A 24,672-nucleotide genomic window follows, 5' to 3' on the forward strand; every position below is an offset into this window, starting at 1 on the left:
ATGGATTATTTAAAAGCATTTTTGATTGGCGGACTCATCTGTGGTCTCGTACAGATTTTAATGGATAAGACGAAACTGATGCCGGGGCGTATCATGGTGCTGCTAGTGGTTACCGGCGCTATTCTCGGAGCCGTGGGAGTGTACCAGCCATTCCTGGAATGGGCCGGATCCGGCGCGGGCGTACCGCTTTTGGGATTTGGAAATACGCTGTGGAAAGGCGTGAAGGAAGGGATTGGAGAGAAGGGGCTGCTGGGCCTTTTTACCGGCGGCTTAACCGCAAGTGCGGCCGGAATCTGCGCCGCCTTGGTCTTTGGATTCCTCGGCGCTTTGATTTTCAAGCCGAAAATGAAGAAATAATCGGGTATATTTCAAGTAAGCGTCCGCAGGTCGGGCCTTGCTTTTAATATAAATGAAGGCTGCCTCCGGCGAATCAAACTGTTTGCCGGAATGGGCAGCCTTTTTTGCGTTTAGAGAAGCTTTTTCTTTTTAAAAAACCAGAAACAAAAGATGACCACAGCCACGCTTAAGAGAATGACGGCTAAGTAACCGTATTTCCAAGTCAGTTCCGGCATGTTGGTGAAATTCATGCCATACCAGCCGACAATCAAAGAGAGCGGCAAAAACACGGTGGTGACTACCGTGAAGATCTTCATCGTGTTGTTCAGGTTATAATCCAATGCGGCCTGATAGGTTTCCCGGACGTGGATCAGGCTTTCGCAGAGAATCTGGGTATTTCCGATCAAACGGTCCACCCTGCCGTCGAAAATGTGCAGGTAGCGGAACGTATCGTCCGAAAACAGGTCGTTTTCATCTTCCTGCAAGGCCTCGCTGAAGGACAGCAGATCCTGGAAATAGTTTTTCCGGATGGTCAGATCGTTTCTCATGCCGAAGATCGTCCGGTTGATTTCCCGGTCGAATTCGCTGTCGAGGATCTTTTTTTCCATCTCCAGGATTCGCTGTTCATATTCTTCCAAGATATCGTTGCTCCTGCCGAGAAGGCGGATTAAAATTCCGCAGAGAATTCGCTCAATGGTAAACTGACTGGCGGCATGTTCCGCCACAGTGGAGAGCATATCTTCCCATTCCCGGCCCGGTTCCTCTAAGCCGACCAGAAGCATAAAATTCTTGCGGAAAAAGATCGCCAGCTTTTTCCTGGGCTCCTGTACTTGCTCTATATTCAGAAGGTGAAGGATTACAAAGCTAAAGCAGTCGTAGACTTCCAGAGTGCTGTGGGAACGATGATGGGCAAAGCGGCAGGCTTCGTAGCTTTCCTCTGAGAAGCCAAGATCCTGATAGCACTCGGCGAATTGATCCAGCGTCAGATAACCGATGGTAACCGTGTCCTCATTGTGCTTCCCAAGGGTTGGAAATTTTTCCAGTACGCCGTCATGGCAGGTATAATACATGAGCGGACTCCTTTCCGGTTATATCAATAGTATAACGCGGATTTGGGAAAATGGAAAGCGCCGGCGGGCTAAGATTTTGGCTCTTTGGCGGCTCTTAAGAACCGTCCCGCCTGGGACAAGATACTTTGGGCCCGGTCAAATTCATACCAGTAGAGCAAAAAGCCGTGCATCATGCCGGGAGCGCGAATCTGCGTCACCTCATTTCCCGCCTCGGAAAGTTTTTGGGCAAATGTTTCCCCGTCGTCCCGCAGCGGATCGTACTCCCCTGTCACGGAAAATGTAGGAGGAAGGCCGGAGAGATCCGCCGCTCTTCCAGGATAGCGGTAAGGATCCTTGTGATCCATGCCGAGGGGCGTATAAAGGCCCTCGCAGAGAAGAAGCATGGGGGTTGGCAGGACATAGTCTCCGCCGCCAAAAAGACGGACGGATTTCGACTCTTCCGTGGACACACAGCCGTAAGTGCCGTAAAACAGCAGCTGTCCCCGAATGGAGGGGCCTTTCCGGTCTCTGGCCATGAGGCAGAGGGCCGCGGTTATATTGGCGCCTGCACTGTCCCCGCCTACGTAGAGATACTGGGCGTCACCGCCGATGATCGAGGCATTCTGGGAGGCCCACTGCAGCGCGGCATAGGCGTCGTTAACCGCGGCAGGATAAGGAAATTCCGGGGCCAGGCGATAGCCGACAGAAACCACCAGGCAGCGCCCTTTTTTCGCTAACATCCGGCAAAGAGAGTCATGGCTTGCAAGATTGTGCATGATGAAACCGCCGCCGTGAAAATAAAGCAGAATCGGAAGATAGTCCCTGTCCTCCGGCCAGTAAAGGCGGACCGGAATCGGTCCTTCCGGCGTGGGAATCCGGCGCTCCTCCGTCTGGTAGATATCGGTGCGTTCGATTCTGTCGTGGAACGCGGCATCCGCCTGCTGCCGCATCTGTTCGATGGTGAGCGGGCAGGAGCCGCGGTTTTCCAAGGTCTTTTTCCGCGCGTAGAAGGCTGCTACTTGGGGATCCAAAGGCATGAGGAACCTCCTTTCAAAAAGGGCTTAAAAGCAGTTGCGGAGCGTCTCTTCGTCCAGCTTCTTTTTGGACAGCAGACCGGTGACAAAGTAAGCGATTCCGCCTGCCGCCAGGCCAAACACAATTTCATGGATATGGAACGGGGCAATCTTTACCTGATTAAAGAAGATAAAGACGGCAAGTCCGACCACAATCGAAACGATACAGCAGGTGCTGTTTCCTTTTTTCCAATAAAGGCCGCCGATCAGAGGCCAGAAAAACGTGGTTTCCAGGCCGCCCATCGCAAACAGATTGATCCAGACAATGATATCCGGGGGATTCAGGGAAATCAGGAACACGATCAATCCTAGAACCGCGGTCAGTAGAAAGCTGTAGCGCGGAAGTTTCCTTTCTGCTTTTTGGCGGCGTTCCGGCTCTTTGCCGACGATGTAGTTCAGGTACAAATCTTTTAAAATCGTGGCGGAGGCCAGGATCAGCAAGGAGGAAACCGTGGACATAACAGCAGCCAGCGGTGCGGCTAAGAACAGTCCGGCCGCCCAGGCAGGCATGTAATTCAGCACCACGTATGGAATCACCTGGTCCGTGCTGGCAATGCCGCCCTCCGGGAGAAGCGGAAGCGTCAAAGCTCCGGCAAAGTGCATGCCGATCATCAAGATTCCCACGACAATGGTGCCGTAGATCATGGCCCGGTGCATGGAATGGGTATCTTTAAAGCCCATGCCGCGGACAGCGGTCTGGGGCAGGCCCAATACGCCGGCGCCGACCAAAACCCAGAAGGAGATCATATAGCCGGGGGACAGCGCTGTGGTATCGGCCCCGTAAGGACCTTTGCCGATCAGATTCCAGCCGGGATTCATGGCGTCCAGCTGAGTCGTCAGATTTTCCATGCCGCCGCCTGCCCGGATCACGAAGAACAGCAGCAGGAAGGTGCCGAAGGTCATAATGATGCCTTGGAGCGTGTCTGTGATGACAACCGCTTTAAAGCCCCCGATCGAAGTGTAGAGGATTACGATCAGCCCGAAGAGAGCCAAACCGGCCCAGTAGGGGAGGCCGGTCACCGACTGCACCAGCGTGGCCCCGCCGATGAACTGGGCCACCATCTGCGTGATGAAGAAGACAACCAGGCAGAGGCCGCAGAGGATGACGACGGCGGAAGAGCGGTAGCGGGCCCGGAAATAGTCTGTGACCGTGACGGCGTGGATCTTCCGGGAAATGATCGCGAAGCGTTTTCCAATCACGCCGAGGGTCAGGAAGGCCGTGCCGATCTGAATCGCAGCCACCCAGGACTGAGACAGCCCCCAGGAAGCGGCAAGGCCGGGGCCTCCGAGGAACGAGCTGGCGCTGGTATAGGTAGCCACCAGGGTCATCGCCAGCACCAGGCCTCCCATGGAGCGTCCGCCCACGAAGTAATTTTGGAGAAAGCCGTGGGAGGCATGCTCCTTGGCGGAACGGCGGCTCATGACAAGGCCGAGAATCACATTGGCCGCCATATAGACCAGCAGGATGATGAGAATAATAATCTGATTAGTGGACATCTCCGGTTTCCTCCGTTTCTTCTTGCTCAAAATCAAAGTTGACGAACACCTTTTTCAGCAGGAAAAGGACGCCAGCTACAGCGACCACAAAAACGCCGGGCGTGCTGATCAGCCACCACAGGGGCAGGTGGAATACGGTGATGTCGCAGCCCGACAGGCCGTAGCCGAAGCCGACGTGCCAGGCGCAGCAGAGCAGAAACAAAAGAACGGTTGCCAGGGCTTCTTTTCGGATCTGCCGGTTTTTTTCCTCATGAGTCATGGGTTTCATGGGATCCCTCCTTATACCAGTTGGTAGAGATTTAATGTTGTCTGCCGAAGAGACAACAAAAAACATCCGCCTTCCGGTTCGGACCCGGAAAAGCGGATGGATAGAATTCCAAAACGAGAACCGTACCATTCCCGTGTCCGATATGGCCGTCCCGTTCCATTTGGATACAGGCGGATTTTGCGGAAGGAATGCTCCGGCTTACCAGAAATAGATGAAATTTCCGGGTATAGTTTCAAATTGAATACTATCCACAAGGTGAATATACCACGGGGAGGGGGATTTGTAAAGGGAAAATGCCAGCAAAATGATGTTGTCCGGGGAATCCTGGGACAGTCTAATAAAAAAGCTATACCGGGCAGAGAAAAGACTCTGTGCGGTATAGCTTTTGTTCTAAGGCGTTGTCGTTGTGGTATCTACGCCGTGGTTTCCGGAGCCGCCGGTACTGTTCCCGTGGTTTCCGGTGTTGTCGCCGGGGGTGGTTTCGGGAGTAGTGCCGGGAGTGGTTCCGTCTCCGGGAACTGTGGGAATCTCTACGACAGGGGAGGTGTGGAGATCGCACTTCTGCCTGGAGTATCCGGCAAGTTCGCTGTCCTGGGTAGTGCCGGTTGTCTCCTCCGGCAATCTCAGGCGGGCGACGGACGTTGTCTTCGGGCAATACGGGCCGGCTTTCATATGAGATTCGCTGCAGACGGTGACATAGTAGTGCAGGTCGCATTCTTCGGTCGGTTCCGTACCCTTTGCAAAGTATTCCGTATAAACCACAGAGTCACGGCTGCGGGCGTCGCTTCTGCAGGCATCTGTGGCCAGTTTGCCCGACTTACTGCAAATCTCCACCTGTACGATATCATCCGGCATATCAAACCCAATGTCCGCTTTCCCCGCCGTGATCTGTTCCATAATCTTTTTCCAGATGATCTTGTGATAATCCCGGTCGGTTTCCTTCGGAATGTTGGAGTTGTCGTCAAAGCCGCTCCAGATCGCCATGGTGTAGTATGGGGTGTATCCGACGAACCAGAGGTCGTTGACATCACTGGTCGTACCACTCTTACCGGCCGCTGACATGTTTTCCAGGTGTGCGGCAGAACTGCTGGAGCTAAACAGTCCGTTTAATTTCTTATCCTCCATGGATTCCTGCATGGCACTGGTTAACAGGAAGGCGGACGATTCCTTGATTACGCGGTGGGTTTCCGGCTCGTTGTCGATCAGGATTTTACCGTCGCTGTCCAGAATCTTCGTGTACAGAATCGGCTGATTATAGACGCCGCCGTTGGCAATGGAAGCGTATGCCGCGGTCAGCTGCATGTTGGTAACACCCTGAGAGACACCGCCGAGGGCCAGGGAAGGGTACATGTCTTTCTCCTTGACCAAGGTGTTGATCCCGAAATTCTCCGCATATTCAAAGCCGAGATTCGGGGTGACGGTTTCCATCAGGCACTTCAAAGCAACGATATTCATCGAGTAGACAATACCCTGGCGGATGTTGGCATACCCGGCAAATTTACTGGAGCTGTACCAGTTCTTAAACGTCTTCCCGCCGTAGGTATACGGTTCATCATAGTAGGTGCTGGCCAGTGTCTGTCCCATCGCATCGATCGCCGGGGCAAAAGAGGTCAGAACCTTGAAGGTGGAACCAGGCTGTCTTCTGGTGTTGGTGGCGCGGTTCAGGGAAAGGCTGGTGGTCTTCTCACCGCGTCCGCCGGTGATTGCCAGCACGTGGCCGTTGGTCTGGTCGATGACCACAGCCGAAGTCTGGGGCTGAAGCGTGATGTCTGGCGCGTCGCTTAAAACTTGATCGCCTTCCTCCATGACGCTGTCCTCAAACTCCTGAATCAGAGCATAAATTTCATCCTGGGTTTTAAAATCCAGTTTTTTCTCGTAATATTTTTTAATGTCATTTTCCGTGTAGGTGCTGGTGGTTTCGTCCGGGTGCTTGATTGTAATTTTCACCGTAAACGAGTATTGGGTGACCGACTCTTCATAGTTGTCCGGGTTGGAGACCTCGTTGTCCACCACCGCCTGAATGTCCGGATCCTGCGTGGTATAAATTTGCAGGCCGCCGCTGTAGAGCAGGCTGTAAGCCTGATCCTCCGTGTAGCCCAGCTTTTCCTGCAGGTCCTGCGCCACTTCATAGGTCAGACGGTCCACAAAATAGCTGTAGGGACTCTGATTGGTCTTGTAGGTGGCGTTTACCTTCTGAATCCGGTCATACACGTCGTCGGCCAAAGCCTCCTGGCGCTGCTCCTTGGAAATATAGCCCTGTTCTTCCATATACTCTAAAACCGTATTCCGGCGCTTGACATTTTCTTCCGGATGGGTAATCGGGTTATATTTATAGGGGTTTTGCGTAATCGCGGCGATTGTCGCGCATTCGGAGAGGGTCAGGTCGCTGACATCCTTACCGAAATACCGCTTAGCCGCTGTCTGAACGCCGAGACTGTTGGCGCCAAGGTTGATCGTATTCAGGTAGTTCTCCATAATCTTTTCCTTGGACATCGACTTTTCCAGCTCGATGGCAAGGTACTGCTCCTGGATTTTCCGTACAAAACGAGCGCCGAGCGTTTTTTCCGCGCCGCCCTCAAAGACATTGTTTTTGATCAGCTGCTGGGTGATGGTGCTGGCTCCCTGAGTCTTTTCTCCGCCGCTGGAAAACAGGAGATAACTGGCGCGGAGCACGCCGCGCACATCCACCCCTTCGTGGGTCCAGAAACGCGAGTCCTCAATGGCGACAAAGGCGTTGACCAAGTTTTTCGGAATCTGATCATAAGTCACCGGGCTTCGGTTGGCTCCGGACGCAATCAAGGTTTCGATTTCGTTCCCCTTTGCGTCATAGACCTTGGTGGCCAATCCCTTCGGAGACACATCGATATCCCCCATATCCGGGGAGTCGTGAAGCACGCCGTTTACCATACCGTAAAGCAGGCAGCCTCCGACGGTTCCGACAAATAAAATAGCAACCAGAAACAGTTTGAAAACACTGATTGCAGACTTTGTCTGCAGCTTCTTTCGTTTGGACTGAAGCTGTTTCAACTGCTTCTGGGTTCCTTTCCTGCCAAAATCCATGGAAATTCCTCCTTATAACTTAATATTATATCAGAATGTCGCAAATAAATAAAGTGAAATCTTTCGTAAGCTGTGGTAGACTAGGAGAAGCAAAAAAGAGGAGGAGGAACGGAGGATGGCGGTAAAAATCCTGTATGCAGGCGGAGTCGGAGAAATTGTCGAAAAAAAATCCCGTTTTATCGCGGAGACGGCTCCGGTCCGTTCGGAAGACGAAGCCATGGCATTTCTGGAGGCCATACGCAAAAAGTATTGGGACACGAGACACCATTGTTCGGCCTTTGTGATCGGGGAGAAAAATCCGGTGACCCGCTGCAGCGACGACGGCGAACCTTCCGGGACGGCGGGCCGGCCGATCCTGGATGTGCTCTTGGGCGAGGGGATCTGCAATGCCTGCGTGGTGGTGACCAGGTATTTCGGCGGAACGCTTTTGGGGACCGGCGGACTGGTGCGTGCGTACGGGCAGGCGGCGAAGGCTGGGCTTGCCGAGAGCATTGTTTTGGAAAAACATCCGGGCGTGGAGATGAAATTTGTCTGTGATTATAGTGGAATTGGAAAAATCCAGTATATTGCCGGGAGTATGGGGCTGACGGAGACCGGGAGCGAGTACACGGATGTGGCGGAGCTTTCTTATATGGTTCCTGCGGAGCAGGCCGGCGAGCTGCGGGCCAAGGTGACGGAAGCCACGGCAGGACGCACCAGGATTGAGGAGCTGCGGAAAGCGGATTTTGCATTTTATGAGAAAGAACTTCTCATTTTATAAAGACGGGGGAATCAGATGAAACAGGAAGACTTTGCGTCCTGCCTGCGGGAAGCCGCGGCGGAGGAAACACCGATCATCGGCAAGGTGTTTCGGGGGGAATCAGTGGCCGGGCTGCTGGGGGGAAAAGTGGATTTTCGCTCCGTGCGGCTGGAAAAATGCCGCTTTTGGGAATGTGATTTTGAAGGCTCTTCTTTCCAGGAGGTCGTGTGGACGGACTGCGATTTCTCAAATTGCTCCTTTGCGCGGAGTTATTGGAAGAAAGTGCTAATGGAAAACTGTAAAGGGCAGGGAGCTGATTTTCGCGAAGCCTCGATTCATGACGTTTTGATGAAGACGGTAAATCTGGACTATGCCAATGGGAGCCGCTCCGTCTGGGAACATGTGGAGATTACAGGATCCAGCTTTGTCAGCGCTTCTCTGTCCGAGGTGAAACTGAAAAAGATCAAAATGAAGGACAACCGGTTTGAGAGCACCGATTTTTTCCAGACCATACTGAAAGGCATGGATTTTTCCGAGTGCGAGGTGGGAGGCCTTTTGCTGTCAGATACCTGGAAGGAAGTGGAAGGGGCGAAATTCAGCGCATGGCAGGCAGTCGAGCTGGCAAAGCGCCTGGGAATCGTGGTTGTTTAAAACACAGAGAGAAGAAAGAAAAACAGCACAGGTAAACCTGTGCTGCTTCCATAAAAACTCCCTTTTGGGAGCAGTCCGGACGAATTAGACGGTCTCTTTTTCGCCTAACTTACTTTCAATATAGGTCTGAACTTCCTCGTAGGTGATGTCGAGCACCACGGCGAATTCCCCGTAAATCAGCTTTTCGGCCCGCTTACGGTAATCCATATCCAGCTGGCCCGGCTTGCGGCCGCTCCGAATGGATTCCTGATTCCGGCGGTAGGTGCTCTTCATCAAACGCAGCAGCGTTTCACTCTGGTGCGTCTGCATCGCGGCCTGGTACTGGTCGGAGAGCAGCTTTAAATTGTGGGAGTCATAAGAGGTGGCTTCCAGCTCCGGAAGCAAATCGATCAGCCGGTCGACTTCCTTTCGGGTCAAAACAGGACGCATAAAAATTTTGGTATTCACAGGTGTATAGATGACGCCTCCGCCATAATAGGGGAGCAGACGGTAATAAATAGTATCTTTTTTTGCGGCGGAAATGGAAAGAGGCCCTACTTCTTCCACCCGGCACACGCCGGTGTTGCCATAAACGATAATATCACCTTTTGAAAACATGTTCGATTAACCTCCGAATCTATGAATGGCAGGTGAATGAGAAACGAAAGCAGCGTGCTCCTACAACTGGCTAGTCAATTGGGAACAGCACGCTGCTATTTTATTTTAACATAGATTTCGAAGAAATGTAAGGGCAAATGCCAAAGTTTTTTATTTCGTTCCTCTGCCGCTTCATAAAATACGGCGGGAAGCCTAAACTCAGCGAAGTAGAGGCAGGCTTCCGGTCAGGCGGCTGACTTGTTTTTTATTCCCGCACAGGGCGAGGCCAAGGTAATGAAGGCTTTCGCTTTCCGCCTTGGCCATTTTTTCGATAAACTCATCATAAGTTTTGCAGCCCTGGGCCAGATCGGAGAAATCGACGGCTTCCATATCCTGAAATTCTGGCTGATTAAGCTTGCAGAGGATATCCTGGATTTGTTCCGGGGTCGCTTTCAGCACAGGGATCGGGATCTGAACGATGCCGGCATGGCGGTATCCGCTCCGGTCCGTCACTGAAGGACCCACGGCCTCCGGCCATTCTTTTCCAAGAGACATGCCGAGGATGGCCGCCGTGTTGGCGGCGACGCCGGAGGGAAGAGAAGCGTCCAGCAGGACCACACATTTCTTTTCATTACTGCTCATATTTTTTGATTCCTTTCTTTCCTGCATTCCGTTTCCGGGAGCTTATCCAAAAAAATTTCCCGGTAAGCGCCGGGGGTGATCCCGGTGCACCGGCTAAAAAAGTTGGTAAAGTGGCTTTGGTCAGAGAAACCGGCGGCCAAAGCCGCTTCAGCCGGACGTGCTCCCTGTTCCAGCGCTTTTTTTGCCTGATTCATCCGGACCCCTTCCAGGTATCGGTAGGGCGTCGTTCCCTTCCACTTTGTGAAAGAGCGGAGGAGCGTCGATTTGCTGAGGCCGGTGATCTTCTCCAACTGATGGAGGGAGAGCGGTTCGGCGTAGTGGGCCCGGAGAAAACGGCAGGCTTTCTCCACCTCTTTCCTGCATTCGGGGAGAGGCGCCTGGGGAGGCTGGCTGTGACGGCGGAACAGCTCGGAAAAGGTCAGAAGAAAAAGTTCTTCTTTTTCCCATGCCGGCGCGCCCCCGGTTACAAGCAGGTGAAGCCGCCGCAGGCCGGAAAGGATTTCTTCGTCCTGCAAAACTGTCTGGGAAAAACGGGGCAGATAGCCGGAGCCTGTCAGGTCTAAAGCCAGCTCGCGCATGGTTTTCTCGGATAGATTCAGACCCCGGTAATCCAGCGGCTCTTCGCCCTCCGGCTGGCAGGAGTGGGTGTCGTCCGGGTGAAAGATCAGGATATCTCCCTTCTTTACCAACTGGGAACATCCGCCGCAGGTCAGGCGTCTTGCTCCATTTTCCATATAGCCGATCACATAATGGTCGTGAAAATGACTGGGAAACGGGCGGACAATGCCTTCCAGGCAGTAAGCTTCTACGTGCAAATCTTCATCGTAACAGATCGTTCGGATTTCTTTTTTGGCAGGCATCGTTGCCTCCTTTCTGGGGAAATTATACGGGATGAAAGATAAAAAATCTTGTAAAATAGCGTCATCTGAAAGACATTCAGCGGTTCGCTGCTTCTGAAGAGGTGAGAAGCAGAATAAAGTGTGCTTTTTTAACGGAGCGCAATAAAAAGGCCGCGGAGATACCGCGGTCTTTTAAGTCAGAAAGGAATTACTTCTCCGTGCCGGGGTCTTGGCGGAGCCTTGTCATCAGCTCGCCGGGAGCGCCCAGAGTCATGCGTTTTTCCACACAGGTCTTTAAGGAGATGGCATCGTAGATATCCTCCTGAAAGACCGGACTGATCTTTCGGTATTCGGAAAGCGGAAGATCGTCCAGGCCGATTCCCTTTTCAATGCAGAGCAGAACCAGCTGCCCGATGATCCCGTGGGCATCCCGGAAAGGCACTCCGTTTTTCACCAGATAGTCGGCGGCGTCGGTGGCGTTGGTAAAGCCGTTGACCGCGCTCTTTTTCATGTTTTCTTTGCGGAAGCGAAGAGTCTTTACCATGCCGGTAAACAGGGTCAGGCAGGTCAGGACCGTGTCGATCGCGTCGAAGACGCCTTCCTTGTCTTCCTGCATGTCCTTGTTGTAAGCCAGCGGCAATCCTTTCATGGTAGTCAGCAGGGCCATCAGGTGGCCGTAGACACGGCCGGTTTTGCCGCGGACCAATTCTGCGATATCCGGATTCTTTTTCTGCGGCATAATGCTGCTGCCGGTGCTGTAGCCGTCGTCGATTTCCACAAACTGATACTCATTGGAATTCCAGAGAATAATCTCCTCGGAAAAACGGCTTAAGTGCATCATGATCGTGGACAAATCCGAAAGAAGCTCGATCAGATAGTCCCGGTCGGAGACAGAATCCATACTGTTGGCGGTCGGCCCGTCAAAACCTAAAAGCTCCGCCGTGTATTCCCGGTCCAGAGGATAGGTGGTGCCTGCCAGGGCTCCTGCGCCGAGAGGGCACTCATTCAGCCGGTTGTGGGTGTCGGCCAGGCGAGAGAGATCCCGCCGGAACATTTCGTAGTAAGCACCCAGATGGTGAGCCAGCGTGGTAGGCTGGGCCTTTTGCAGATGCGTGAATCCCGGCATGTAGGTTTCCGCGTGCTCGTTCATCAGAGCTTCCAGGACATCCAGCAAATCCATCAGATGGCTGTTCAGCTCGGAAATCTCATCCCGGACATAGAGTTTCATATCCAGGGCGACCTGATCGTTGCGGCTGCGGCCCGTGTGAAGCTTTTTGCCGGCGTCCCCGATACGGGCGATCAGGTTGGATTCGATAAAACTGTGAATGTCTTCGTATTGGGTCTCGTCCGGAACCAGCGTACCGGCCTCTACATCGGCCAGGATCCCGGAAAGGCCGTCCAGGATCACATCCCGCTCCGCTTCGGTCAGAATTCCCTGTTTGGCCAGCATTTTTACGTGGGCCATGCTGCCGGTGATGTCCTGATGGTACAGGCGTTTGTCAAAGGACAGGGACGCGTTGAACGCATACGCTAATTGATCGGTCTCTTTGGTAAATCTTCCTCCCCAAAGTTTCATTTCTTTCCTCCATTTTCCAGCTTCGCTAGAATTTCTTCCAGTTCCCTTTTTGTTTTTAACAGTTCCGGGTCCAGCTGTTCTTTTTTCTCCTCCGGCTCTTCCTCTTCGTCCAGATCCGTGACGGAGAGATTTGCCGCTGATCTTCTGTGATGTTCTTCCATTTCCCGGTCGGCGGCTAGTTCGGCGGCCAAATCTTCATCCCATTCAGCTTCTTCGTCAGGAAGGAGCGTAGCGGAAAGTTCTTCCGATGCGAAGGGATCCAGGAAGGCGGAGCGGCGCTTCTGGTTTCCTCTTTGAGCGTCGGATGAGGCTTGTGGATCCGAAATCTCTTTCACTTCCTCGCCGGGAGCCGGAGAGGATCCGGGCAATATATCCGCGGTTTCTGCGCCGGGAGCCGGAGAGGATCCGGGCAATATATCCGCGGTTTCTGCGTCGGGAGCCGGAGAGGATCCGGGCAATATACCCGCGGTTTCTTTATCTGGCGCCGGTGCGGGTGCGGACAATACACCAACATTTTCTCTTTCGGGCGCCAGTGCGGGTTCCGGTGAAACCTTAGCCGGTTCCGAATCTGGGGCCGGATTTTTTTCCACTGCCGGTGCTGACGTATCGGCCGGCAGAACAATGACCTGAACGTCTTTCTCCTCGGCAGGCTCAGCCTGTGCCGTCTCCAAGGGCAACGGTTTTCTCCCGGAGTCCGGCAAGCCGTCTTTTGGACCTTCCGGAGCAGGACTCTCATCCGCCGGGATTCCTGCTCCGGCTTTTTTCATCCGGGAGCGCTTCTGCATGAAGGCCAGGAGTGCTAAGAGCAGGAGCGCGCCAAGGCTGGCCGCAGAGATCAGGGCTCCGGTGGCAAGGCCTTCCGGCAGATATGTCATCTCAATCGTGTGTGTACCGGCGGTAAGCGGGACCGTCAGGAAAGACTCGGCGAATTCTTCGGCTTCTACCACGGCTCCGTCCACCAGTACGGTCCAGCCCTTTTCATAGGGGATGGAGGTAAAAAGCATGCAGTCAGAGGCAGCGGTCACCGTACCGGAAACCTTGGTTTGGGTCAAGGTGTTGGTAAATTCGGTCAAGGCCAGCGGCTCGCTGTTTAGTTTCTCGTAAGCTTGAATGAAGTTGGCTTCGTTGAACGCGTAGACCGAGGCGGCCAGGGAGGTGACTTCCTCGTCGGTGGATTTCAACGTTACGACTTCATCGGCTTCACAGTATCCCAAATCCAACAGGTAGCCGCGCTTGACGTTGTCATAGGTTTTGGTGGAGCCGCCCACGGTGGCGGTGATCTTGTCCGCTTTATTGGTTTCGATATAGGCGAACAGATGAGCCCGCTCGCTGGGAGTCGCCGTGTAAGTGCTTCCGGTGGCGCTTCCCTCTATCTTGGTCAGCACGTCGCCGGCTCCGGTGGTGATGTTCACAAAACTGTTCTGCACCTTGGCCGGATTGGATCCGGTGAAGCTCCAAAGATCCGCCGTATCCGCCGGGATCGTGAAGCCCAGCGGCAGCGTATACAAGTTTTCATAGAGATACGTGGTGTCTTCCCAGGTCCGATAGCGGTAAAGCTGGGATTCCGGGAGCTGATCTGTGGTCAGCGTATATTTGACTCCGAGGAGCGAGGCCATCAGAGGCGTTGCCCCGGTGAAACTGTAGGCATTGGTATTTCCCTCCAAACCCAGCTTTTTATAGATATCACTGATACCGGCATGGGTGGTGGAGGAGAAGATGGACGCCGACGGATAGCCGATCCAGGCGCCGTCGTTTTTCGTTCTTCTGGTATCTTTTTCCACCCGGTAGAACAGAGACTCGTCGCCGGTGTCCGCCAGCAGCTTTCTATAATTTTCCGTGTTCTTCCAATATTCGGTGCGGCTGGTGATGGTCACGCTGGTCACCGCCGTGTTGAGCCCCATCTCAATGACCAGAATGCCGATGATCAGCACAAAGGCAGTGGAAGAGAGGAGGCGCTTGGTTTTTTGCAGGTACAGCATCAGCGTGTATAACCCTAAGAAAATCAGGCTGACGTAGAATACATGGTAGGCGAATTCTTCCGCCGTCACCAATTTCTCCAGGATCAAAATGAGCCCTGCCGCGCCCCAAAAACATCCGACCAGACGGCCCTTGGACAGGGAGGAAAATCCCTGAAATCCTTCAAAGCACATCACCAGCAGAATGATGGTGTAGAGGAAGGACTGGCGGGCCGGCAGGCTGTTCGGGAAGTGGAAACCATGCCAGATATAGTTTGGTATATTTAAGGAAAAGCTCAAAAGAAGAACGAACAGCAAAATTGTCTTGACAATCTTTTCCTTATAAGATACCTTTGAATTCATATAATACATCGGCAAAAATAGAAAAACTAAAATGCCGCTGTATAGGTTAGGCCAATGGTCCAGACCGATTTCGACCTCTACATCCACGAGATGACGGGCTAACATCTCGACGATGGAGAAGTAGGAGGTCATAGCAGAGGGGAACGTCGTATCGGCGGAAGCCGTCGTCATCAGCGCATAGGCCGCAGGCACCAGCAAAACGGCCGCGAGCCCACCGGCAATCAGGGAAAACAGGGCGAAATTCCCGATCTTGATCAGATATTGCCGCAGGCTCTGCTTCGGAAGCAGAATCACCAGACAAATAAAATACAGGACCAGGAAAAGGCACAGCATGATGGAAATATAGTAGTTGGTCAAAATCGCCAGCCCCAGCGTTACACAGTAGAGGAAGGGCTTATTTTCTTTGACCAGCCGTTCCAGGCCGAGGAGGATCAGCGGCGCGAGCCACAGGCAGTCCAGCCACATAATATTCCAGCTGTAGGCCGCCATGTAGCCGGATAGCGCATAGCAGATGCCGAAGATTGCCATGCCGGGATTGTTGGTCCGGAACTTTTTCCGCAGATACCAGGTCATCGTAAAACCGCAAAGACCGATTTTCAGCACGATCAGGTAGGTCATGAACTCGATGATCAGGCTCTGGGGGAGGAAAAACAGCAGCCAGTTGAACGGACTGGAGAGGTAATAGGCAAACAGCGCGATGTAGTTGCTGCCAAGGCCGATATCCCAGGCGTAGGTCAGGCTCCCGCCTTCCTTCAGGCGTACCAGAAAATCATTGAAGAAGGGCGCGTATTGATGGTACATGTCGGTGCGCAGAAAGCTCTTTTCCCCAAAGGGATAGATGGATTTTCCGGCGAATACGCCGATCATAATCAAAATCGGTATCACGAAGGCAAGAATCAGAGGAAGCCGTTCCTCCATCGTGTGCTTTTTCTTTAAGGTCATACTACTTCTCCTTCTTGAAAATGAACAGTTTGCTGAACACATAATTGATCACGACCACGAAGACGGCGGCAATCAGCTTCATAATCCCGTCGCTGAAATGCAGCGCTTCCACCGTAAAGACCAGAAAGCCGGTCTCGCAGACCAGAGAAAAGATTCTGGCTCCGGCGAAGAGGACGATTTCCTTGATCAGGACTTTGGAATCAAAGGATTTGCTCTTGAATACAATCAGCTTGTTGGTGACAAAAGCAAAAGCTACGGCAAAGATCCAGGCGATCACATTGGCGATCCAATAGGGAATCCCAATGTACCGGCAGGGATAGTAAACGGCATAGTTGACCACCGTGGTCAGTACGCCGAAGACCAGATAGGAGACAGTCTCCGGATTCAGCAGCTTACGGATTTTTTCTATCAAGATTGGTCTCCTTTACAATAAAAATTGGGCGGTCCTTTGCTTCCATATAAATATGGGCAATATATTCGCCTAAAATACCGATCGAAAGCTCAATGATACCGCCGAGGAACAAAACGGCGCTAAGCAGCGTCACATAGCCGGGAACATCGATGCCGGTGATCATGGTTTTGACCAGGGTAATCACGATGTACAAAAATGCGAACAGGGAGATGAAGCAACCCATTCCCGTCACCAGGCGGAGCGGCGAGATGGAAAAGGAGGTGATTCCTCCGATCGCATATTTGAACAGTCCCCAAAAGCTCCACTTGGTTGTTCCGATGGCCCGCTCAATATTCTCATAAGGATACCATTTGGTGTTGAAACCGACCCAGGCGAAAATTCCTTTGGAGAACCGTTCTACCTCGGAAAGTTTCAGGATCGAGTCCACCACTTGCCTGGTCATGATCCGAAAATCCACGGCCCCCTGGGCCATCCGCACATCGGTCATCCGATTGCTGAGCTTATAGAACAGATTGGAAAATGCGCTGCGGATCTTGCTTTCCCCTTCCCGGTTGGAGCGGCGGGCCGCACAGCAGTCGTAGCCTTCCTCGATTCCCCCCAGCATGTCCGGAATCATGGCAGGCGGGTGCTGGAGATCGGCGTCCATGATGATGACCAGGTCCCCGACGGAGTAGGTAAGTCCGGCGTACATCGCGGCTTCCTTCCCAAAATTCCGGGAAAAGGAGAGAAACTTCACATTGGCGTGTTCGGCTGCCAGCGTCTTCATGACGTCCAGCGTGCCGTCGCGGCTGCCGTCGTTGATCAGCAAAAATGTAAATTGGTAATTGGGAATCGTATCCAGCACTTTTTGCGTTTCCTGATAAAAAACAGAAAGTCCCTCTTCCTCGTTGTAACATGGGACTATGATATCGACTGTGTTCATAAATATCCTTTCCGGTCTGACGTAACCCGACACTCTTGTCCATTTTAATATAAAGAAGTGAAAATGTAAAGAACCCAGTTATACAGTCCTGCATTACGATTTGCAGCCGTGATTTTGCGAAATGCAATTTTGTATAGTTTCATTTAAATTTTGCAGGGGTGGAGGATTCTGTCGGATTTACTCGACCGGTTTTTGGTATAGCGGGGAATTCCTGGGAATATATATGCTAATAGACTCCCCGCAGGGAGGAAACCATCGTTTAGGAGGAAATGTACCAATGTCAGAGAAAATTCTGGAGAACAATCGAGTGAGCGTTGTCGGAGAGGTGGCGTCGGAATTTACGTTCAGCCATGAAGTGTTCGGTGAAGGCTTCTATCTTACGACAATCCTGGTAAACCGGCTTAGCGACCAGACCGATGAAATTCCGCTGATGGTCTCGGAGAGGCTGATGGATGTGAACAGAGATTACCGGGGAGGCATCATCGAAGCTACCGGTCAGTTCCGTTCTTTCAACCGCCACGAGGGCAACCGGAACCGCCTGGTGCTGTCTGTCTTTGCCAGAGAAATTAACTTCCCGGAGGATTATTCCGACAGTACAAAAACGAATCAGATTTATCTGGACGGCTTTTTGTGCAAGGCGCCGATTTACCGGAAGACGCCGCTGGGACGGGAGATCGCCGATCTTTTGATCGCAGTGAACCGCCCGTATGGAAAATCAGACTACATACCCTGCATTGCCTGGGGCAGAAATGCCCGCTACGCGTCAAGTTTTGAGGTGGGGAGCCGGATCCGCGTCTGGGGCCGGGTGCAAAGCCGGGAGTACACGAAGAAAATCAGCGAGGAGGAAGTGGAGAAGAGGATTGCCTATGAGGTGTCCGTCAGCAAGTTGGAATATGTCGAATAATCGAATGGGACCATTCCGGCCTAGTTGACAACGGGTCAAAAGAATGGTAAAATTTTTCCTTAAGCAAGACGCTAGAGGAGGAGTTTAGCATGGCAATTTTTAAAGGAGCAGGCGTAGCAATCGTAACCCCTTTTAAGGATAATTATGAGGTCAATTTTGAGAAACTGGGAGAGCTGATCGATTTCCAGATTAACAATCAGACCGACGCGATTATCATCTGTGGAACTACCGGTGAGAGTGCGACACTTTCCATTGAGGAACATAAGGAAGTGATCCGCTACTGCATTAAACGCGTGGCCGGCCGGGTACCGGTCATCGCCGGTACCGGTTCCAACTGCACCGAGACCGCCATTGAGCTGTCGAGGGATGCGGAGAAGGACGGAGCGGACGGCCTGCTCGTAGTCACTCCTTATTATAATAAAGCGACCCAGAAGGGTCTGGTGGAGCATTACACCATGATTGCAGAGTCGGTGGAGCTCCCCATCATCATGTACAATGTTCCGAGCCGGACCGGCTGCAATATCCTGCCGGCAACCGCTGCGGAGATTGCGAAGAAAAACAAAAATATCGTGGCGATCAAGGATGCCGTGGGCAATCTGGCCCAGACCGCCCAGACGGCGAACCTGGCCGGGACGGATCTGGATATCTATTCCGGAAACGATGACGAAGTGCTGCCGAGCCTTTCTTTGGGCGGACTGGGAGTCATCTCGGTGCTCTCCAACATCATGCCGAAAGAGACCCACGATATGGTGATGAATTACATGAGCGGAAATGTGGAAGCCGCCAGAGAGTTCCAGCTCAAGGCGATCCCGCTGATCAACGCGCTGTTCTGCGAGGTGAATCCGATCCCCGTAAAGACCGCCCTGAACCTGATGGGCATGAATGTGGGACCGCTGCGCCGGCCGATGAGTCCGATGGAGCCGCAGAATGTAGAACGACTGAAAAAAGCCATGGCCGATATGGGCCTGTTGAATTGATAGGAGAAAAAAATGGTACGTGCGATCATGAGCGGATGCAACGGCGCAATGGGACAGGTGATTACCCAGATGGCCGCCGAGGATCCGGATATCGAGATTGTGGCAGGGATTGATATCAATACGGAGCAGAGAAACGGATATCCGGTGTTTTCTTCCCTTTCGGAGTGTACGGTAAAAGCTGATGTGGTGATTGATTTTTCTTCCGCGAAGGCTACGGATTCCCTGTTAGCCGGGATGGCGGAGAAGAAGCTGCCGGGCGTGCTTTGCAGCACCGGCCTTTCCGAAGAGCAGATCCAGACCGTGAAGAAAACCAGCGAGCAGGTGGCGGTTCTGAAATCCGCCAATATGTCCGTCGGAGTCAATCTGATTTTTAAGCTGCTGGAGACCATTACGCCGGTCCTCGCAAAAGAGGGGTACGACATGGAGATTGTCGAGAAGCATCATCACCGCAAGGTGGACGCGCCGAGCGGCACAGCTTTGGCCATGGCCGATGTGATGAACGCTTCGGTGGGGAATGCCTACCACTACAAATTTGACCGCACCCAGGAGAGGCAGAAAAGGGATCCGATGGAGATCGGCATCCAGTCCGTGCGCGGCGGCACCATTGTCGGGGATCACGACGTAATTTTTGCCGGGACCGACGAGGTGATTACCATATCCCACACGGCCTACTCCCGTGCGATCTTTGGAAAGGGTGCCCTGGCGGCGGCTAAGTTCCTGGCAGGGAAGCCGGCTGGCTTCTATGATATGAGAGATGTGATCGGCTGACCGTTCACGAAATAAACACAGATTTACCAGAAAATTATCACAATTAGAGCGTATCCTATGACACTAGGATGCGCTTTTTTGTTTCATAGGGAATTCCTTTGGAATTCCCTATGAAACAAAACGCTCCGCTATGGATGCACACGCAAATGCAAAGGAAGATGTCGCTGACGCGACGCATTTGCGGCGCAGAATTTCGCGGAGCGAAATTCTATCTTATTTGATACAAAAAACGCTCCGCAAAGCAATTCATCGGGAATGGAAATTTATTAGGGAGGAAATGAGATGATTGAAGTCAAAAATCTCACGAAGCGGTTTGGCGACCATCTGGCGGTGGATAACCTGAGCTTTACCGTGGAGAAAGGCCAGATCTATGGCTTTCTGGGGCCCAACGGCGCTGGAAAATCGACGACGATGAACATCATGACCGGATATCTGGGGGCTACCTCAGGCCAAGTGATCATCGACGGCCATGATATTCTGGAGGAGCCGGAGGAGGCCAAGGCCTGCATCGGTTTTCTGCCGGAACTGCCGCCGCTGTACGTGGATATGACTGTGCTGGAATACATGAAGTTTGCAGCGGAACTGAAAAAACTGCCGAAGGAGAAACGGTGGGACGATATCGAGGAGGCCATGGAGACAGCCGGCATCCTAGATGTGGCGGACCGATTGATCAAAAACCTGTCCAAGGGCTACCGGCAGAGGGTCGGCTTAGCCCAGGCGCTCCTTGGCATGCCTCCGATTATCATTTTGGATGAGCCGACGGTCGGTCTGGATCCCAAGCAGATCATCGAAATCCGGGATGTGATCAAGAACCTGGGGAGAGAGCACACGGTGATTCTAAGCTCCCATATTTTGTCGGAGATCAGCGCGGTCTGCGACCACATCCTGATCATTTCCCACGGCAAGCTGGTGGCCAGCGATACGGCCGAAAATCTGGCGAACCGGGCCAAGCACACCAACTCTCTGGAACTTTTGGTAAAGGGAACGCCGGAGGAGGTCCGGGCGCTGGTGGAAAAAGACAGCGAGCTGGAGGTGGTTGAGCTGAAGCCGGGCGAGGAAGAAGGCACTGCGGGGCTTTTGCTGGCATCGAAACACGAGGAGGATATCCGGGAGCGGGTCTTTTACTTCTTTGCGGAGCACCGGCTTCCGATTCTGGGGATGAGCCAGGATAAGGTTTCCTTGGAGGAGTTGTTCCTGGAGCTGACCGGTGAAAAGGAGGGAGAATAATGCTTGCCGTCTATAAAAGAGAATTCAAGAGCTATTTTACATCGCTGACCGGATATTTGTTCATGGCATTTATCTTGTTTTTCATCGGGCTGTATTTTACCGCCTATAATCTCAGCAATTACTATGTGGCGAGCTTTACCTACCCGCTTTACAGCGTGAATTTTGTGTTCATGATCGCCATTCCGATTTTGACCATGCGGACGCTGGCGGATGACCGGAAGAGCAAGACCGACCAGCTTCTTTTGACTTCGCCGGTCAGTGTGACGAAGATCGTGCTTGGAAAGTACCTGGCCATGGTGTCGGTCTATTTCTTGGTCTGCGTTGTCTGCGCCCTTGGGCCTTTGGTAATCTCTCAGTACGGAACCCCGAATTTCCGGACCGATTACGCCATGCTTCTGGCATTTTTCCTGAGCGGCTGCGCGTATCTTGCCATCGGGCTTTATATCTCTTCTCTGACGGAAAGCCCGGTTTTGGCCTGTATCGGTACCTTCGGCGCGCTTTTGATTTTATATCTGCTGTCCGATATCGGAGGATTAATTCCGATCGATGCGGTGGGGAGCCTGTTCACCAGTCTGTCGATCCAGGAACGGCTGATGAATTTTGCCAATAACCTGCTGGATCTCCCCTCTTTGATCTATTTCCTTTCGGTTGCCGGCTTTTTTGTCTTTATGAGCATTCAGTCGGTCAATAAGCGCAGATGGCATTAAGGAGGTCCGGTATGAGCCAGAGTAAAGAAAAAAAAGAAAAGAAGACGATGAAGGAGCGGCTGGGAACCACCAAGGTCCGGTACGGTTCCTACAGCGCGGCGATTTCCGTGGTGGTGCTGGCGATCTTGGTGGTGGTGAATCTGATTGCCTCCAGCCTGCCGGGCAAATATACCAAGATCGACACCAGCGATTCCAGCTATTATTCCATCGGAGACCTGACCAAGAATATCGTGGGCTCCCTGGAAACGGATGTATCGGTCTCGGTCATGGCTTCCGAGGAAGATGCCAGATCGGATGCGATTCTCAGCATCCTGATGGAAATGCTGGACCGGTATCAGGCATTGTCGGATCATTTAAAAGTTTCCTATGTGGATCCGGCCCTGAACCCAACGTTTGCCTCAGACAATGATGCAGACAGCGCATCGAAGGGAAGCCTGATCGTCAAGAGCGACAAACGTTCCACCGTGGTTTCCTACAGTGATTTGTATCAGGTGGACTATGACTATTCCAGCTATTATACGACCGGTTCCACCTCTTCGACCCAATCCTACGACGGGGAGTCCGCGGTCACCAGCGCCATCGACTATGTGGTTTCTGACACGCTGCCGGTCCTCTACAGCCTGACCGGGCACGGGGAGGGAAGTCTTCCTGCCTCAGTGGAGAAACAGGTCAGCCGGATGAATATCGAAATGAAAGAATTGAACCTGCTGACGGCCGGGGAGATTCCGGAAGACGCCAACTGCCTCCTGATCTACTGCCCGACGAAAGATCTGTCGGAGGAGGAAGCGGAGAAAATTCTCGCGTATTTAAAGGATGGGGGATCCGCGCTGATCATTCCGGCCTTGACCGGCGAGGCACATCCAAATTTTGATCAGATTTACAATGAGTACGGTATGAGTCTGACCAACAGCCTGGTGCTGGAGGGGAGCACAGAGCACTATTACCAGTCCCCGATCTACCTGGTGCCTGAGGTGGAAAGCCATACGATCACTTCCCCGATCACGGAACAAAACATCAGCGTTCTTTTGGGCGGAGCCCAGGGACTGACGATTTCCAGCGATATTCGGTCGTCTCTGACAGTATCTCCGCTGCTGTCCACCTCGGATGAGGCATACGCCAAGGCTCTGTCCGGAGGGAAGGTTTCCACCACGGAGCGGGAAGAAGCGGATGCGGCTGGGCCTTTCTATCTGGGGGCAGCGGCAACGGAGACGGTCGGAGAAAAGACCTCTCATCTGGTGGTGATTTCTTCGGAAGCACTCCTCAGCGAAGACATCATTGAACGCTTTACGGTCTCCAATGCGGATCTTTTCCTGAATTCTCTCAGCTGGATGTGCGAGCATGAAAGCACCATTTCCATCTCCCCGAAGAGCATGGATATCAACACACTGACGATGACTGAATCCCAGAGCCGTTTCTGGATGATCCTGACCATGGGTGTGATTCCGGTAGCGTTGATCGGCTGCGGCATCGGCGTTTGGGTATGGAGGCGGAAGAAATAATGAAGAAAAAGAAAAAATCCAGAAACCTGATCCTTCTCCTGGCCCTGCTGCTTGCAGCCTGCGCAGGTTATTATGCGCTGACCAAGTACAATGCGGCTCAGGAAGCGAAGGAGACGGAAAGCGGGGAAGAGGCGGAAAAGCTGCTGGGTTTGACCGGTACGATCAATCGGATCTCCTATGAGGCAGGCGGGGAGACGGTCTCTCTAATTCAGACTGATTCTACCTGGCGCCGGGAGGGCGACGAAAACTATCCGGTCAACCAGGGCAGCGTCAGCTCTATGCTGAGCACGTTAAAGGCGGCGGAAAAACAAAAAGAGATCCCGGACGCGGCTTCCAAACCGGCGGACTATGGCCTGGATGACCCAGCGGTGAAAGTGACGGTCGGCGATGACACCGGCGCCAGCGAAGTCCTATGGATCGGAGACGTGAATACCACGGCGGGCGGCTGTTACGGGATGATCGAAGGCAGCGGCCAGGTCTACCTGACGGACTCCGCGCTGGCTTCCACCTTTGACAAGGGGTGGCTGGAACTGCTGGCGGTGGACGACGGCCCGGAGATCAGCTCCACAAAGATCAAGGATATTACCATTGAAAAGGGCGGACAGACGCAGTATTTAAAGTATGAGGCGGCTGGGTTGCCGGAGAACGACTATACGGAGAAGGCCAATCTGTTCTATCAGAAGGAAGATGGGAGCCTTATTCCCTTTGGAACCACGGCGCAGAGTTCGGTTTTAAACAAAATCAGCGCCTTCTCTTACAACACGGCGACGGCTTACCAGCCGGCCGAGGAGGAGAAAGCGGCGGCGGGGCTCTCCGAGCCCGCGGCGGTGATCACGATCCGCTACACCGAGGAGGAGACCGTGACCAAGAAGGCGGAAACGGAAGGGGAGGAGGATACCACCGAGACTGTGGAGACAGAGAAACAGTTTGTCCTCTATGTCGGAAACTACGATGAAGAGAACGACCAGTATTTCGTCTCCTATGAAGGTGGTTCCACGATCCTGACCATGGACGGCGACAATCTCAGCGCGCTCTTAGATCTCAGCGAACGCACGATTGCGAATTTGAATCCGAATGAAATCGCGGATACTTCCATCGATGGCATTGAGCTGACCTACGGCGGAGTGACCAAGACCCTGACTGTGGAGAGAAAAGAAGCGGCGGAAGAGACCACCGCTGCGGAATCAGAGTCTGCGGGCGATGGAAGCACGGAGGAAACGACGGCGGAGGCCGCGACCAAAACCGAGGTGACCTATTACCTTGATGGGGAGGAAATCACAGCGGAGGCCTTCCAGAAATATCAGAAAGCCCTGAAAATGGAAGGGCAGCGGGTTTTGGAGGAAGGAGAAGCCCTTCCGGTGTCCTCTGATTCCTTTACTGTGACTTATCATCGGAATGTGGAAGCGTTCCCCACGGTAACCATCACCTACATCCCGTACAACGAGAATTATTATCAGGTATCCGTCAATGGCGCGGAGCCTTCGATCGTGGTAAACATCCGCGATGTGGAGAGCCTGATCCAGATATTCCAAAACGGGGTGACGGAAGAGTAAAGAGGAGAAGGATCCAATGAGTCTGCAATACAGAAGATCCCAGATTTACCAGGGCGGCCCTTGCGGCCGCCCTTTGCATGTGGTAAACTAAATGGACAACGAGTTTTTGCCGGGCGAAGGTCCGGCTGATCTCAGAC

The 24,672-nt window shown here is 52.9% G+C and carries 22 protein-coding genes; 10 read left to right on the forward strand and 12 right to left on the reverse strand.

What is annotated here, in order from left to right:
* The gene (locus MUB23_RS08455; RefSeq protein WP_244799973.1) at positions 1–357 is read left to right on the forward strand and encodes a SpoVA/SpoVAEb family sporulation membrane protein; all 357 of its coding nucleotides are present in this window, start codon (positions 1–3) and stop codon (positions 355–357) included.
* 110 nt (positions 358–467) lie between these two features.
* Here MUB23_RS08455 and MUB23_RS08460 read toward each other — a convergent pair whose 3' ends face one another.
* From MUB23_RS08460 to MUB23_RS08480, 5 genes are all read right to left on the reverse strand, one after another.
* On the reverse strand, positions 468–1,406 hold the full coding sequence (locus MUB23_RS08460) for a magnesium transporter CorA family protein (RefSeq protein ID WP_244799974.1): 939 nt from the start codon (positions 1,404–1,406) through the stop codon (positions 468–470).
* A gap of 68 nt (positions 1,407–1,474) precedes the next feature.
* Complete coding sequence (locus tag MUB23_RS08465; protein ID WP_244799975.1) at positions 1,475–2,422, reverse strand: alpha/beta hydrolase; 948 nt, start codon at positions 2,420–2,422, stop codon at positions 1,475–1,477.
* A gap of 24 nt (positions 2,423–2,446) precedes the next feature.
* Positions 2,447–3,955 (reverse strand): sodium/pantothenate symporter, encoded by a 1,509-nt coding sequence (gene panF, locus MUB23_RS08470; protein ID WP_244799976.1) that lies wholly within the window; start codon positions 3,953–3,955, stop codon positions 2,447–2,449.
* Positions 3,945–4,223, reverse strand: a complete 279-nt coding sequence (locus MUB23_RS08475; RefSeq protein ID WP_244799977.1) for a YhdT family protein — start codon at positions 4,221–4,223, stop codon at positions 3,945–3,947. Before MUB23_RS08475 ends, panF begins: the two co-directional genes overlap by 11 nt.
* A 390-nt stretch (positions 4,224–4,613) precedes the next feature.
* The gene (locus MUB23_RS08480; RefSeq protein WP_244799979.1) at positions 4,614–7,283 is read right to left on the reverse strand and encodes a transglycosylase domain-containing protein; all 2,670 of its coding nucleotides are present in this window, start codon (positions 7,281–7,283) and stop codon (positions 4,614–4,616) included.
* A gap of 115 nt (positions 7,284–7,398) precedes the next feature.
* Between MUB23_RS08480 and MUB23_RS08485 the strand changes: the two genes are divergently transcribed.
* Positions 7,399–8,043 (forward strand): YigZ family protein, encoded by a 645-nt coding sequence (locus tag MUB23_RS08485; RefSeq protein ID WP_244799981.1) that lies wholly within the window; start codon positions 7,399–7,401, stop codon positions 8,041–8,043.
* 15 nt (positions 8,044–8,058) lie between these two features.
* Complete coding sequence (locus MUB23_RS08490) at positions 8,059–8,673, forward strand: pentapeptide repeat-containing protein (RefSeq protein WP_244799982.1); 615 nt, start codon at positions 8,059–8,061, stop codon at positions 8,671–8,673.
* A gap of 84 nt (positions 8,674–8,757) precedes the next feature.
* Here MUB23_RS08490 and MUB23_RS08495 read toward each other — a convergent pair whose 3' ends face one another.
* From MUB23_RS08495 to MUB23_RS08525, 7 genes are all read right to left on the reverse strand, one after another.
* Entirely contained in the window at positions 8,758–9,270 is a 513-nt protein-coding gene (locus tag MUB23_RS08495) for a CarD family transcriptional regulator (protein WP_244799984.1), read from the reverse strand.
* Between the two features lie 198 nt (positions 9,271–9,468).
* A complete protein-coding gene (locus MUB23_RS08500) occupies positions 9,469–9,891 on the reverse strand; it encodes a DUF2000 domain-containing protein (RefSeq protein ID WP_244799985.1) in 423 nt (140 codons plus the stop codon).
* Complete coding sequence (locus MUB23_RS08505; protein ID WP_244799987.1) at positions 9,888–10,751, reverse strand: AraC family transcriptional regulator; 864 nt, start codon at positions 10,749–10,751, stop codon at positions 9,888–9,890. Before MUB23_RS08505 ends, MUB23_RS08500 begins: the two co-directional genes overlap by 4 nt.
* 187 nt (positions 10,752–10,938) lie before the next feature.
* Positions 10,939–12,306, reverse strand: a complete 1,368-nt coding sequence (argH, locus tag MUB23_RS08510) for an argininosuccinate lyase (protein ID WP_244799989.1) — start codon at positions 12,304–12,306, stop codon at positions 10,939–10,941.
* On the reverse strand, positions 12,303–15,566 hold the full coding sequence (locus MUB23_RS08515; protein WP_244799990.1) for a YfhO family protein: 3,264 nt from the start codon (positions 15,564–15,566) through the stop codon (positions 12,303–12,305). The genes argH and MUB23_RS08515 overlap by 4 nt, the downstream gene beginning before the upstream one ends.
* Position 15,567: 1 nt before the next feature.
* Positions 15,568–15,978 carry a GtrA family protein gene (locus MUB23_RS08520; RefSeq protein WP_244799992.1) on the reverse strand — a complete coding sequence of 137 codons (411 nt, stop codon included), beginning with the start codon at positions 15,976–15,978 and terminating at the stop codon, positions 15,568–15,570.
* Positions 15,959–16,900 carry a glycosyltransferase family 2 protein gene (locus tag MUB23_RS08525; RefSeq protein ID WP_244799994.1) on the reverse strand — a complete coding sequence of 314 codons (942 nt, stop codon included), beginning with the start codon at positions 16,898–16,900 and terminating at the stop codon, positions 15,959–15,961. The genes MUB23_RS08520 and MUB23_RS08525 overlap by 20 nt, the downstream gene beginning before the upstream one ends.
* 277 nt (positions 16,901–17,177) lie before the next feature.
* Between MUB23_RS08525 and MUB23_RS08530 the strand changes: the two genes are divergently transcribed.
* The 7 genes from MUB23_RS08530 to MUB23_RS08560 all read left to right on the forward strand — a co-directional run bounded on the left by MUB23_RS08530 (position 17,178) and on the right by MUB23_RS08560 (position 24,535).
* Complete coding sequence (locus MUB23_RS08530; protein ID WP_244799996.1) at positions 17,178–17,804, forward strand: single-stranded DNA-binding protein; 627 nt, start codon at positions 17,178–17,180, stop codon at positions 17,802–17,804.
* Between the two features lie 89 nt (positions 17,805–17,893).
* Positions 17,894–18,781 carry a 4-hydroxy-tetrahydrodipicolinate synthase gene (dapA, locus tag MUB23_RS08535; RefSeq protein ID WP_244799997.1) on the forward strand — a complete coding sequence of 296 codons (888 nt, stop codon included), beginning with the start codon at positions 17,894–17,896 and terminating at the stop codon, positions 18,779–18,781.
* A gap of 12 nt (positions 18,782–18,793) precedes the next feature.
* A complete protein-coding gene (dapB, locus tag MUB23_RS08540) occupies positions 18,794–19,549 on the forward strand; it encodes a 4-hydroxy-tetrahydrodipicolinate reductase (protein WP_244799998.1) in 756 nt (251 codons plus the stop codon).
* Between the two features lie 282 nt (positions 19,550–19,831).
* Entirely contained in the window at positions 19,832–20,776 is a 945-nt protein-coding gene (locus MUB23_RS08545; protein WP_244799999.1) for an ABC transporter ATP-binding protein, read from the forward strand.
* Positions 20,776–21,483 carry an ABC transporter permease gene (locus tag MUB23_RS08550; protein ID WP_244800000.1) on the forward strand — a complete coding sequence of 236 codons (708 nt, stop codon included), beginning with the start codon at positions 20,776–20,778 and terminating at the stop codon, positions 21,481–21,483. The genes MUB23_RS08545 and MUB23_RS08550 overlap by 1 nt, the downstream gene beginning before the upstream one ends.
* 11 nt (positions 21,484–21,494) lie before the next feature.
* Entirely contained in the window at positions 21,495–22,982 is a 1,488-nt protein-coding gene (locus tag MUB23_RS08555; protein WP_244800002.1) for a Gldg family protein, read from the forward strand.
* The gene (locus tag MUB23_RS08560) at positions 22,982–24,535 is read left to right on the forward strand and encodes a DUF4340 domain-containing protein (protein ID WP_244800004.1); all 1,554 of its coding nucleotides are present in this window, start codon (positions 22,982–22,984) and stop codon (positions 24,533–24,535) included. Before MUB23_RS08555 ends, MUB23_RS08560 begins: the two co-directional genes overlap by 1 nt.
* Positions 24,536–24,672 lie beyond the last annotated feature (137 nt).

Source organism: Cuneatibacter sp. NSJ-177, from assembly GCF_022867805.1.
Classification (GTDB): domain Bacteria; phylum Bacillota; class Clostridia; order Lachnospirales; family Lachnospiraceae; genus Pseudolachnospira.